At 55.1% G+C, this 11903-nt stretch carries 10 protein-coding genes, 1 tRNA gene and 1 pseudogene; 10 read left to right on the top strand and 2 right to left on the bottom strand.

What is annotated here, in order from left to right; translation table 11 throughout:
- Positions 1 to 101: 101 nt before the first annotated feature.
- The 5 genes from HKK55_RS27135 (at position 102) to HKK55_RS27115 (ending at position 4726) form a co-directional block, all read left to right on the top strand.
- Complete coding sequence (locus HKK55_RS27135) at positions 102 to 833, top strand: PA1136 family autoinducer-binding transcriptional regulator (RefSeq protein ID WP_169357409.1); 732 nt, start codon at positions 102 to 104, stop codon at positions 831 to 833.
- Between the two features lie 93 nt (positions 834 to 926).
- Positions 927 to 1002 (top strand) — tRNA-Thr (locus HKK55_RS27130).
- A gap of 490 nt (positions 1003 to 1492) precedes the next feature.
- A complete protein-coding gene (locus tag HKK55_RS27125; protein WP_169357408.1) occupies positions 1493 to 1813 on the top strand; it encodes a type II toxin-antitoxin system RelB/DinJ family antitoxin in 321 nt (106 codons plus the stop codon).
- The gene (locus HKK55_RS27120) at positions 1749 to 2063 is read left to right on the top strand and encodes a type II toxin-antitoxin system YafQ family toxin (RefSeq protein ID WP_169357407.1); all 315 of its coding nucleotides are present in this window, start codon (positions 1749 to 1751) and stop codon (positions 2061 to 2063) included. The genes HKK55_RS27125 and HKK55_RS27120 overlap by 65 nt, the downstream gene beginning before the upstream one ends.
- A gap of 290 nt (positions 2064 to 2353) precedes the next feature.
- A complete protein-coding gene (locus HKK55_RS27115) occupies positions 2354 to 4726 on the top strand; it encodes a DEAD/DEAH box helicase family protein (protein WP_169357406.1) in 2373 nt (790 codons plus the stop codon).
- 146 nt (positions 4727 to 4872) lie between these two features.
- Here HKK55_RS27115 and HKK55_RS27110 read toward each other — a convergent pair.
- Both HKK55_RS27110 and HKK55_RS27105 read right to left on the bottom strand, forming a co-directional pair.
- A pseudogene (locus HKK55_RS27110) lies at positions 4873 to 5181 on the bottom strand (transposase); the annotation flags it as partial.
- A gap of 149 nt (positions 5182 to 5330) precedes the next feature.
- Positions 5331 to 6308 (bottom strand): hypothetical protein, encoded by a 978-nt coding sequence (locus tag HKK55_RS27105; protein ID WP_169357405.1) that lies wholly within the window; start codon positions 6306 to 6308, stop codon positions 5331 to 5333.
- Between the two features lie 1004 nt (positions 6309 to 7312).
- On the opposite strand from HKK55_RS27105, the gene HKK55_RS27100 reads away from it, so the two are divergent.
- The 5 genes from HKK55_RS27100 to HKK55_RS27080 all read left to right on the top strand — a co-directional run bounded on the left by HKK55_RS27100 (position 7313) and on the right by HKK55_RS27080 (position 11897).
- Positions 7313 to 7594, top strand: coding sequence for a DUF3077 domain-containing protein (locus tag HKK55_RS27100; RefSeq protein WP_169357404.1), 282 nt, complete (start codon positions 7313 to 7315; stop codon positions 7592 to 7594).
- Between the two features lie 345 nt (positions 7595 to 7939).
- Positions 7940 to 8926, top strand: coding sequence for an AraC family transcriptional regulator (locus tag HKK55_RS27095; RefSeq protein ID WP_169357403.1), 987 nt, complete (start codon positions 7940 to 7942; stop codon positions 8924 to 8926).
- Between the two features lie 168 nt (positions 8927 to 9094).
- Complete coding sequence (locus HKK55_RS27090; protein WP_169357402.1) at positions 9095 to 10129, top strand: DUF1254 domain-containing protein; 1035 nt, start codon at positions 9095 to 9097, stop codon at positions 10127 to 10129.
- Between the two features lie 72 nt (positions 10130 to 10201).
- Entirely contained in the window at positions 10202 to 11044 is an 843-nt protein-coding gene (locus tag HKK55_RS27085) for a MipA/OmpV family protein (protein WP_169357401.1), read from the top strand.
- A 37-nt stretch (positions 11045 to 11081) separates the two neighbouring features.
- Positions 11082 to 11897 carry a phosphatase PAP2 family protein gene (locus HKK55_RS27080; RefSeq protein WP_169357400.1) on the top strand — a complete coding sequence of 272 codons (816 nt, stop codon included), beginning with the start codon at positions 11082 to 11084 and terminating at the stop codon, positions 11895 to 11897.
- Positions 11898 to 11903 lie beyond the last annotated feature (6 nt).

Genomic DNA, 11903 nt, shown 5'->3' with positions numbered 1-11903 from the left:
GAAACACTAAAGCGCAAGATCAGGTCTGGGTATGAGGGATATCCCTCATGGGCCAGCAGCGGGCATTCATGGATCATCCGCACAACTGCAGTGGAGGAGCGATGACAGACTTTGCCAACATCCTGTTCGACAGCGTTGCTCGCGTGCGCAAAGCGGCGGATGCCCACGGCGTGTGCCAGGCCATTGTCGATTTCTCGGCCAGGCTGGGTTTCGACCGCGTTATCGTCTGCAGCGTTTCATCCCGGCCGACCGATGACGACATCATTGATGAACTGTTCTTCGTCCACGGAGACTGGGCCGAAGGCCGCAGCGCCGAAGAGCGAGACGCCTACCTGCTGCACTGCCCCATCACCCGACATATTCTCGAAATGGAAGAACCGTTTTTCTGGTCGAAAAACCCATCGAGCAATGCCAGGCGCATGAGCTATCGGATCGTCCGAGGCATTCGCGATTTGGGAGAGATCAATGGCATCCAGGTGCCGGTATTCGGCCGTACTGGGCTGGAAGGCGCGGTTTCCTTCGGCGCCGATACCCTCGACTTAAGCCCCGGCCTCAAACTGGCCGCACAGGCCTTCTGCTCGGCGGCGTTCTTTGCGTTGAGACACCATCGCTATCCCGGCGCCCATCCCGCAGCGCCCTCGCTGACCGAGCGCGAGCGGGAGGTATTGCAGTGGGTGGCCTTGGGTAAACAACAGGCGGAGGTCGCGGCGATTTTGATGATTTCCGAACGCACCGTGGAAAACCACCTGCGCTCCGCCAGAAAGCGCTTGGGCGCGGCGTCTACGGCGCATGCAGTGGCACGGGCGATGAGGCTGGGGGATATCGAAATCTGAGGGCTGGTGGGGAAAAAGTCGGGGATACGAAAAATAGTCTGAATTCAGGGGTTTACAGAAGCTTGCCAATCGCTATAATCGTCGCCCTAACACGCCGGTATAGCTCAGTTGGTAGAGCAACTGACTTGTAATCAGTAGGTCCCGGGTTCGACTCCTGGTGCCGGCACCATACAAAACGAAGCCCCCGCAGAAATGCGGGGGCTTTGTTGTTTCTGGGTGTGCGTTGTTGCGACCCCCTCCGCGCAGCACCGCCCCGCGTGGCAATTCAATTGCGCGCTCTATGAATTTCTTTTTCAGACGTTCTTTTCAGAGCGAAAAATAAAACTTTCCCCTTTTTTCGATTTCTCCTCCAAATCTTGCAATCTGTGGAATTACCAATCGCCTGCGGAGCCCCGTCGCCTGCTTGGGCTGCGGGTTCGTTTTCACTACCTCCGGCTTTGCACAAAAAAAGGACGCAAACCCCGTCGGAAGGAGGGAGACAAGTGCTTTTCCTCTCGTTTTTTCTTGTGCCCGCACTTTTTGGCCTGTCTTGCAGTTTCCGACGCGTGGATTGCCTAACGTCCTGTTCAGGACAAAAAGTGCTTGATCAAATTTGATGGGGTGAACCATACTTTGAATGTAGCCACAACGTAGCTACATTTTTGTGAGGGAGTGATAATATGTCCGCATTACTGAAAACCACTGACGTGCGTTGCCGCATCGACGAGGATTTGAAGGATCGTGCCACTACCGTGTTGAAAGCCTGCGGGCTGAGCCTCAGTGACGCTATGCGTCTTTTCCTCCGTCAGGTAGTGACAACGCAGGGCCTGCCTTTCGAGGTGCGTGTGCCTTCGGAAAAGACCGCCCGTGCTATGACACAAGCACGTGAGATTCGTCGCCAGTTCGATTCGATCGATGACATGCTAAGGGACGCTGATGGCGAAGCCGGAAAAGAAGCAAAAGCGCGCCGACCTGCCAAAGCAGTGCACGCAGACATCTGAATTTAAGAAGTCTTGGGAGCGGTACAAGCGCGCCGGGCTTCGCGATATGAACGAAGTACGCGATGTGATGGTGATGCTGTTCCTTGGGCAGCAGCTACCCGCGGAATATCTGGATCATGAACTGAAAGGTGAATGGGCGGGTTTCCGGGAATGTCATATCGGGGGAGATTTTCTTCTTATTTATGATGTGGCCCGCGCTGGCCTGGTGACCTTTGTCGATCTCGGCAGCCATGCTGAGTTGTTCAAATAGCTAAACAGACAACAGAAACCCGCCACTTGGCGGGTTTCTGTTGTCTGTTTAGGTGAGCACGAAAGGCTTCAATCAACAAATCTTGTTGGTATAGATCTCAAAATACGTTGAGTGGAAGCCCCCCCGCAGATTGAGCCAGCAGCAGCCAACGATTTGATTCGGATTTTGGCGGACCTCTTGAGCCCCTGAACCTAACCTCTGTGATTTGATAACCTCTATGTTTTACTGATGGACCGAGGGTTTGTAGCTCGAGGCTACAGGCTTCACCTGAGACGTAGAGGCTGAAGGCGGTGATAGACACTAGTCTGGTGGCGAAGCTAAGGGCTGAGAATGCAAGATTGGTTGCCTTGCTGGATGCTCATGGTATCGAATGGCGCCCGCCTGTTGAGCCAGTCAAGATAGCGATTGTCCAAACAGAACAATCACAGCAACTCGATACTGATGGAAAGCTTGCCCTATTCCGAAGCTTGTTTCGCGGTAGGACGGACGTTTATCCCCTCCGCTGGGAAAGCAAGGCAGGCAAATCAGGCTACGCACCCGCTTGCGCAAACGAATGGAGGCCTGGCGTTTGCGAGAAGCCCCGAATTAAATGTGGCGATTGCGGTAACCGCCAGCTGCTTCCGCTGACCGATGAAGTGGTCTATCGCCATCTGGCGGGCGAAGTGGTCGCTGGTATCTACCCCCTACTCTCTGATGACACTTGTTATTTTTTGGCGGTCGACTTCGATGAGGCCGAATGGCGTGATGATTCCAAAGCTTTTGTGCAGTCATGCCATGAGCTGAACGTCCCGGTGGCGCTGGAAATATCGCGCTCAGGCCAAGGGGCTCATGGCTGGATTTTCTTTAAGCGTAATGTTCCTGCCTGCGATGCGCGCCGCCTCGGTGCCGCAATCATCAGTCATGCCTGTGAGCGCACCCGGCAGTTGGCGCTCAGCTCCTATGATCGACTGTTTCCAAACCAGGACTATATGCCCAAAGGCGGCTTTGGGAATCTCATCGCGCTCCCTTTACAAAAGCGGGCCAGGCCCCAAAACAATAGCGTTTTTGTAGACGACTCGCTTGAGCCTCATCCTGATCAATGGGCCTTCCTGGCATCGATTCAGCGCATGAGTCCAGAAGATATCCAGCCCGTTATTATCCAGGCGATGGGTAATCGGGACCCTCTAGGGGTCGCCTATGTCGATGACGAAGGTGATGCAGAACCTTGGAAAGATCGTGAATCGAGATCACGTAAATTGACATGTCCATTGCCTGCTGCTGTCAACATCACGCTGGCTAACCTAATTTACTTTGAAAAGTCGGAATTGCCACAGCCATTGGCAAACCAGCTTGTCCGGCTCGCTGCCTTTCAAAATCCTGAGTTCTACAAAGCTCAGGCCATGCGCATGTCAGTGTGGAACAAGCCAAGGATTATCGGCTGTGCCCAGAACTTCCCCAAACATATTGCGTTACCACGTGGCTGTTTGGATGCTGCGCTGGAGCTTTTAGAGGAAAACGGGGTTATCCCTATTCTTAAAGACGAACGCTTCGCGGGCGTCCCCATCGACGTGACCTTTCTCGGGACCCTGCGTTCTGACCAAGAGGCTGCTGTCAGCGCAATGCTAAGTCATGACACCGGTATCCTCTGCGCACCGACTGCTTTCGGTAAAACTGTCAGTGCTGCTGCGTTGATTGCCGCACGTGGCATTAACACGTTGGTGCTTGTGCATCGGACGGAACTGTTAAGGCAGTGGCAAGAGCGCTTGCAGGCGTTCTTGGGAGTCGGGAATGGTGTCGTTGGTACTCTAGGGGGCGGAAAAGCGAAGCTTACAGGCATCATCGACATTGCCGTAATGCAGTCGTTATCGCGAAAAGGCGAGATCAGCGATCAGGTAAAAAACTACGGCCAAATCATCGTTGATGAGTGTCATCACCTGTCAGCAGTTTCATTCGAGGCACTACTGAGGAGCGCGCCCGCGCGGTACGTACTGGGACTCACAGCAACCCCAGTGCGCCGAGATGGGCAGCAGCCTATTATTTTCATGCAGTGCGGACCGATCCGACATTCTGCTGCTCGGCCAGCGAGTGCGCCCCATGACCTATCTGTCGTGCCTCGATTGCTGCCCAAACCAATAGTGGTCCCCGACGGCTTTGGGATTCAGGACGTTTTTCGGCGTCTAGCCGACGACTCCGAGCGGACAGCCAAAATCGTCTCGGAGATTGAGCTGGCGTACAACGAGGGTAGAAAAATTCTAGTGCTAACGGAGCGGACGGAACATGTGGATGCCCTTGAATTAGAATTGAAGCAGCGTGTGCATAACCTTTTCACGCTTCATGGGCGAGTGCCTAAGAAACAGCGGATTTCCCGTATGCATGAGCTTGAGTCCCTTCCCCCTGATGCTCCACGAGTGCTGTTGGCAACAGGAAAACTAGTAGGTGAAGGCTTCGATCATCCGCCGTTGGACACGCTGGTGCTGGCAATGCCCATCTCATGGAAGGGTATCCTTCAGCAATATGCGGGACGATTACATCGATCGCATGCCGATAAGGCCGACGTGAGAGTGATCGACTTCATTGACGAGGGTAATGTCACGCTGCTGAGGATGTGGGATAAGCGCCAGGCGGGTTACAAAGCGATGGGCTACCGCATGGCTGATTCCATGGCCACCATGGACCTACTCTAACTCTAACGTGGTTGACAGTTGACACATCAACGTCCCCACTTCATGGACGAATGACCGACCGCTGTGGGGTCGACTCCAACCCTTCGCCGTTAGTCACGTCAAGCAAGATCTTCACGGTAAGCGGTCAGGCATCCCGTCTTGCGTTACTAAGTCGGTTGCCAACGATGTGGCGACAACTTCCCAATTTCACTCGCACGCTGTGTCGGCAGGCGAGTGAGGACGTCCTTCAGATAGATATACGCATCGTGCCCGTTGAGCTTGGCCGACTGGATCAAACTCATTAGCGCAGCAGCGCGTTGGCCACTGCGTAGTGATCCGGCGAACAGCCAATTTTTTCTTCCAAGAGCCCAAGGTCGAATTTGCTGCTCAATATGGTTGTTGCCCATCGGCACCGCGCCGTCGTCCAGATAACGGCTCAACGCTACCCCACGTTTGAGGCGGTAATCCAAGGCTTTGGTAATCGAATCAAGGCGTCAAAAGGCCTGCCCTCGGCCTTGATCTTTGGTGTAGTCGTCGGATTGCTTTTGCATGAGTCACCTCTTGGGAAACGTGTGGTCGCCTTCCAGTGAGGGGACTTGCGTAACGGACTGAGCAAGATTAAAAATTAACTAATGGCCCACTCGGGGACTAACATATCGCTCATTGCCTCAAAGCGGGTAGGCTCTTGATTAGCCACGGGCCGCTTAATTAGGAAGTGGGTTTGACTCGTGTTTTCTCTTACACAAAGCCCGCGACAGTCCAAGGCAAGCATGAAATCAGGCTCCGAAATCTCCTTGATTACGGGATGCACCTGAAATTGGCCATGAGGATCATCCACCATATTAGCGAGCATATTCACGGTATCCCTGAGGTAATCAGAACTGCGCCCAACCCGCAGAGAGGTTCCAGCTGAAGTTATCCCACCGCCCGGACCCATATACACCTTGCCGTCATGTTCAATAAAAGTAGTGACTCCTGCCTCGCGCAATTGACTGATATCTGAGGAAGAAAAGGTATTCCCCGCAAGTAGTCCATTAAGTTCATATTGCGCGATGTATTGAGGCCAGGAGTTAGCCAGCGTTGCAAAGAGGTCAGTATTAGCGAATCCCGCTCGATCTGGGTGAGGGAGCACATCTACCACGGCCACTATATCTCCCCCTACCAGGCAAAAGGCAAGGTAGTCTGCTGGCTTGGAGAAGAATTGTCCTGACGGGATAATTTCGTCGCTTAGGTGGAAGTGCAGCATGTTCCAGTCTGCATACAGCAAGTCAGTTCGAGTGTGCTTTTTTGACCCGCTGGTATCGTTGCGGATAATCAGTCCTCGCCCTTGATAGGGATTGACATTCTCTCCAGCATTGAATTTTCTTAGCAAACTTGACAACCCGCGTTGCGCGCTCGGCGAAAGACTGGCCTTTGGGAATGCATTAGACAATGCAATCTTGCGCGGTAAAGGATCTACGTAACGACATCTGAAGTCCAGCCATCTATTTAGCGGACAGTTCAGCTTCTCCTCTTCTCGCTTAAACCTTAGACCAAACTTCCGAATCAGTATTAATGCAATATCGTCAATGTTTTTCTGAAAGACATCATTCGTACTCGGCATTCACTCCCCTTTGAGGCTCAGGCAATCTGGTGGAATATAGAAGCATTAATTTTATGAGCAACCACTCAGGTTAACCTCGCGCTTATAGTGTAGTGAGCCATAGCTGGATGCTGCCTGCCGATATTTTTTAGGCGCGCTTGTAGGTGGAGTTGTAGAACGTTTCGAGGCAATGTAGCAAGCCGCACCATTACAAAGATTCTTAGACGAAAGCCACCTCGCCGGTTGCCCGTCAGCGCTTACTCGAACCCACGCATTCTGTCTCTCGTATACATGAATTTCTTCTCCACGCTTCAGACTAGAGACCACTTTGCCGGCTGGCCGGTCGCGCTGGTTGAGCTTATCTGCGTTTACGAATTGGTAGGTCTCAGGCTGAGGCGAAGGCACCACGGGTTTGGCCACAGCGGGAGCTGGAGTTGAAAGAAGCCCTTGAGAAGACGTAGCCACACTGGCTGCAGGTTCCGGCGCAGTGGGTGTCTTTTTGCCGAACAGCCAAAAGATTGCGACCAGGATGATAAGTGGAACAAACCAAGACTGAGACTTCTTGCGCATATCCATTGCTCTCGAGTGATGGCACAAATACAAAAACGTGCCATCAAGGTAGGTGACTTTTAGCGCCTACACAAAGTGCAGATATGTCCTGCTCAGGAAAAGGCGCCGGATCCATTTTCTCAAGTTGCACCCCTCCCCCCACCACGCTAACCTCCCCTCGTCGCTGCCAATTCAGCGACCGGGCCTGATAACCCGACAAGATGCAGGCGCACCAGCGCCCCCAATCACGATTTGCAGGCGTTTTTTTATGCCGGTAGTTTCGTGCAATGGCGGCTGTGCGTGGGAGACCTTCGGGTCTGCCGGGTTCCTGTATCTCCGGTTTATCAGCCTGCGCACAGCTGCCACCCATTCGCCTGATAACGAACGTGGTAGCTCTCACCTGATATGGGAGTTTTACCGATGCGCGCTCCAGATCTGTCCGATAGCTGCCCAACCCGCAACAGGGGTGGCGCCCAATGACTAACCTCGAAAGCCTTACCACCCTTGGCCTCACGCCGTTCTCCTTCCACGCTGATCAACCCTTGTTCCGCGTTAACAGTGGCGTTCCCATTTCCACTGCCCTGACTCACGTTTCCGACTTGCTCCACGTCGCCAAGCTGCTCGCCGAAGACGCGGCCATGACTAAACACACCGATCGCTATGCCTGGGCTTCGCATTTCTTGCAGGAGATGAGCAAGGCGGTGATCGATGATGTGGTGAAGGTGCTGACTTCGCCGGGCAATAGCGTCTGCGAATAGACTTCCTTCTGGTCACATAGGGGGCTGGCTTGGGGGCCGATGGGGTCGTGGGCGCTGCGTTTGTCCAGTAGCCCTGCGTTTTCGTTGACGATCTTCGCGAGCAAGCCCGCTCCCACAGAAGAGCGGTTAAAGCCTGTTTTCCTATATTGAGGCAATGAAAAATGCGCAGCAGGTGCAACCCTGCCCTCCTGCGTTTTTCAAAACCGATGGCCTTGTCGCTGAATCGACCATAGTGGTTTACTGTGCTGTCAATAACGCGACTTTGGCAAAAGTTTGCTTGAGTGTTTCCCCGCGTACCAAGACGGTTTTCACGTGTATTGCCCTTAAAAACAGGTGCGAACGTTTATGACGCATGCGACGCCATCCATCAGACTCAGTACTCTTCGGCAAGTAGCCCCCTATCTGAGCATGCGAGGGGTGTCGCCGCTGGAATTCTTTCGGCGTTTTGGTATTTCCCCTCATGTTTTTCAATACCCTGAAGCATGGGTGCCGCGAGCGGCCTGCTTTCATATCGCCAACGAAATGGCTGCGGCTGCGCAGGATCCCTTCGGAGGTGGGATGGTGGGGCATCTGACGGATGTGCGCTCAACCGGTGTATGGGGCGAGTTGATATTGGGCTCGACCAGTCTCGCTCAGGCGTGTGCGACGGCGGCGGTTCATACGGATTTGCTGCATCAGGGAAGCGAAGTAAAGATCATCACCGAAGGCCGTACGACGAAACTGATCCAGCACTTTACCGGGCAGCACGAAGTTGACCCCAAACAAGTCATTTTCGGCACCCTGGCGGTGCTTAGAAAAGTGCCTCTCCTGTCCGGCGCGCCTGGCGCCATTCGGGTACATCTGAAAAACTCGCGGGAAAGAGGCGATGAGGCGCTTGAGGAATACCTGGGGCCGAACCTGGTCATGAACGCTGAGTACAACATGATCGAATTCGATCGTGAGTTGCTCGAAATCCCCTTGCAGCCTGTTCGGGATGTTGTCTGGAAAACCACTCAAGCGTTGAAGTCGACCGCTGCAACAGCGGACGCACTTGCCGAGCAGATCGCGGATCAGGAACTGTCCAGACTTGCCACTATTTCAAGAAAGATAGGACTGTCTGTTCGAACGCTGCAGCGGCGCCTCGAACATTGTGGCATTGACTTCGACGCGTTACGTGACGAGACGCGTCGCAGCGAGGCATTTCAGTTACTGGCCAGCGGTAAATACACCGCGACCGAGATTGCCTATATGGTCGGCTACAGCGATCCCGCGCACTTTACGCGTGCCTTCAAGCGCTGGACCGGGAGCCCGCCGTCGCGCTATCGCGCCATCTTGTTGAAACAAGATCGTTAACCTCCCCATCTGCCCCCTCACCTCTTTTTGCCCATCCCTTTAGCCCCTTGCAGGGACGGCCTTCACGTGCGCGCTCGCTTTGCTTTTGGCACCAAATGGCAAGTTTGTGCCAAGGCGTTCTTATACAGTCAAAAAATTAACGCCAACTTATAAAACCAAGAGGTTTAAATGTCCCATTCATCCACGGCCCGCATCTTCGCCATGGCGCTGGCAGCTTTTGGAAGTGCGAACGCTCAGTCGTCCCCGGACGCGGCAATACCGGTGGGTGTCGATAACTTCGTTCGTGCCGAGTCTGATCTCTACTTGGGAAAAATGGTGGCGACCGGCAGTTTGGGCCGGTTTGTTCATAGCCGCGAAGCAGTGCCCATCGACGCCCAGAATGTGGTTCGGATGAATCGGGACACGCTCTATTCGTCAGCGGTGTTCGATCTCGACGCAGGCCCCGTCACGCTCACCTTGCCTGAGGCCGAAGGACGGTTCATGTCGATGGCGGTGATCAATGAAGATCACTACGTACCCATCGTCACTTACGGCGCCGGTCGCCGGACGCTGACGAAAGAGGCTGTCGGCACACGCTATGTGTTTGTGGCTGTGCGCACGTTCTTCGATCCCACCGATCGCAAAGACCTTGAAAAAGTGCATGCACTGCAGGACGCAATCACGGTCAGCCAAGCCCAGGTTGGGGAGTTCGTCGTACCGAAGTGGGACCCGGCCAGCCAGGCCAAGGTACGTGAGGCGTTGGAGGTCCTGGGCTCGACCATTCCCGACTACAACCAGTCCTTTGGGCCCAAGGGCAAGGTCAATCCGATCCATCACTTGATCGGCACTGCGACGGGGTGGGGCGGGAACCCGGCCAAGGACGCTATCTACCTGGGCGGGATGATCGCGCAGAACGATGGCAAAACGGTGTACCGGCTCAAAGTTGGGGATGTTCCGGTGAATAGTTTCTGGTCCGTGAGTGTTTATAACGCAGACGGTTACTTTCAGAAGAACCCCTATGACGCTTACTCGTTGAACAACCTCACCGCTCAGAAAAGTGAGGATGGCTCGATTGTCATCCAGTTCGGTGGTTGCGACGCAAAGACCGCGAATTGCCTACCGACTACACCCGGCTGGAACTACACGGTCAGGCTTTATCAGCCGAGCGAACAAATACTGAATGGCCAATGGAGCTTCCCGAAGCCGCAGCCAGTCACGCTCTAATTAAAAATCTGCGACTTTTATAACTACGCACAAACGCCAATACGTTTGGTGTTACACCATAGGAAAGAAGCAATGACAGCCATCGGTGGTTCAAACTTTCTTAAGCATCCGGTGATGCTCATTACAGGTGCGACTCTCGCACTTGCGATGGTGTCGCCTGCACACGCCGACGATTCAAGTGAGCCCTCCGTGACCGTCGGCGGCGGGGTTGCCGTCGGCCCGTTGTACGAAGGCTCTTCACACTATGCCGCGTTCCCTTCACTGAAACTCAAAGCGGTCTTGCCTACCGAAGACTGGGGCACGTTTACCGCAGCCTTCCCGGATGGGCTGCGTTGGGACTTGCCGGGGCTGTCACCTTTCGGGGTGGCTCTGCTGATCGGTTATGACCAGGGCCGCAAGGAAAGAATTCATACCCTGGACGGTCGTGATGACTACCTGAGGGGAATGGGCAATCTGGACAGCACTGCCCTGGTCGGGGCCGAAGCGTACTGGATCCTGCCGGCCGGCCGCCTGTTTGTTCGCGGCCTGCAATCGAGCCAGAGCCGCGATTACGGTGGCGAAAGCCTGGGGCGTACGGCGTACCTGGAGGCTGGGGTTGCCACGGCATACGCACTGTCTTCGACATTGACCCTGGACTCGACCCTGTACGGCACCTGGAGCAATGAGAACGACATGATGGCGCGCTTCGGTGTCACCGCCCAACAGGCTGCACGCACTCGGTTCGACGAGTACCACCCAAGTGGCGGGATGCGCGACGTGACCTTAAAACTGGGCCTCACTTGGCAATGGCAACCACAACTGGCACTGGAAGGCGGCATCAAGACCTACGCGCTGGTCGGCGATGCCCGCAACAGCCCGCTGACGGGTGAAAAAGTGGGCGCAGGCGCCTATCTGAATGCCCTCTACCGGTTTTGATCAGCCGGCAATACCGGGCTAGATAAGGGATCACTCGATGAAAACAGTACATAAGCAGTTGGGGCTGGCCAGCCTGCTCTGGTCGGGGCTGGTGCTTGCCGACGATGCTGCCACCAAGGTCACGGACCCTCACTTCAAACTAGCCCCAGGCTATCTTGACTCGGCGGACTTGCCACTGCGCCTGGCGTTGCTTGGCGCCCCACCAAAGCCCGACTCTGCGGCGCTTGCACGGGATGAGGAAGCACGACGTGTGGCGCTGTCGCTACGTGGCACAGCCCGGGAGAAACTCGCGGCAGCGGACGCGGAGCTGTCATTCCCAGGCCCGGCGAAAGCATTCTCCTGCGCGATGGGCACGCCGATCACCGAGAAAAGCACACCGCATCTTTATACCTTGATGCAGCGCACCCTGACGGATGCGGGCGGTTCCACCTATGCCGGGAAGAATGCCTACAACCGTACACGCCCATTCGTGGTGCACAACGAAGGGACCTGTCGCAAAGACATGGAACCGCTGCTGCGCACGGATGGCTCCTGGCCGTCCGGCCACTCCGCTGCCGGTTGGGCCTGGGGGCTGTTGCTGGCCGAGATTCAACCAGCACGCGCCACTGAATTGATGACCCGCGGGTTGTCATTCGGCCAGAGCCGGGTCATCTGCGATGCCCATTGGCAGAGCGATGTGGATGCAGGCCGCATCATGGGGGCGGCGACTGTGGCGAGCTTGCATAGTAATCCGACGTTCCTGGCGGACCTCGCGGCCGCGAAAGAGGAGGTCAAGGCGGCTCAAAAAGCGGGCCTTAAGCCTACAGAAGACTGTGCGGCCGAGGGCGTGGCGCTCTCGCTGACCCAGCACTGATCGGAG

This window comes from Pseudomonas sp. ADAK18 (assembly GCF_012935695.1).
In the GTDB taxonomy this organism is placed as follows: Bacteria; Pseudomonadota; Gammaproteobacteria; order Pseudomonadales; family Pseudomonadaceae; genus Aquipseudomonas.
The sequence above is the reverse complement of the archived record's forward strand: the minus strand, read 5'-3'. Positions and strand labels throughout refer to the sequence as shown.

Coding starts and splice junctions, on each gene's coding strand:
- HKK55_RS27125 (WP_169357408.1), top strand. CDS start 1,493: ATGTCCGCATTACTGAAAACCACTGACGTGCGTTGCCGCATCGACGAG.
- HKK55_RS27090 (WP_169357402.1), top strand. CDS start 9,095: ATGTCCCATTCATCCACGGCCCGCATCTTCGCCATGGCGCTGGCAGCT.
- HKK55_RS27085 (WP_169357401.1), top strand. CDS start 10,202: ATGACAGCCATCGGTGGTTCAAACTTTCTTAAGCATCCGGTGATGCTC.
- HKK55_RS27100 (WP_169357404.1), top strand. CDS start 7,313: ATGACTAACCTCGAAAGCCTTACCACCCTTGGCCTCACGCCGTTCTCC.
- HKK55_RS27095 (WP_169357403.1), top strand. CDS start 7,940: ATGACGCATGCGACGCCATCCATCAGACTCAGTACTCTTCGGCAAGTA.
- HKK55_RS27120 (WP_169357407.1), top strand. CDS start 1,749: ATGGCGAAGCCGGAAAAGAAGCAAAAGCGCGCCGACCTGCCAAAGCAG.
- HKK55_RS27135 (WP_169357409.1), top strand. CDS start 102: ATGACAGACTTTGCCAACATCCTGTTCGACAGCGTTGCTCGCGTGCGC.
- HKK55_RS27105 (WP_169357405.1), bottom strand. CDS start 6,308: ATGCCGAGTACGAATGATGTCTTTCAGAAAAACATTGACGATATTGCA.
- HKK55_RS27080 (WP_169357400.1), top strand. CDS start 11,082: ATGAAAACAGTACATAAGCAGTTGGGGCTGGCCAGCCTGCTCTGGTCG.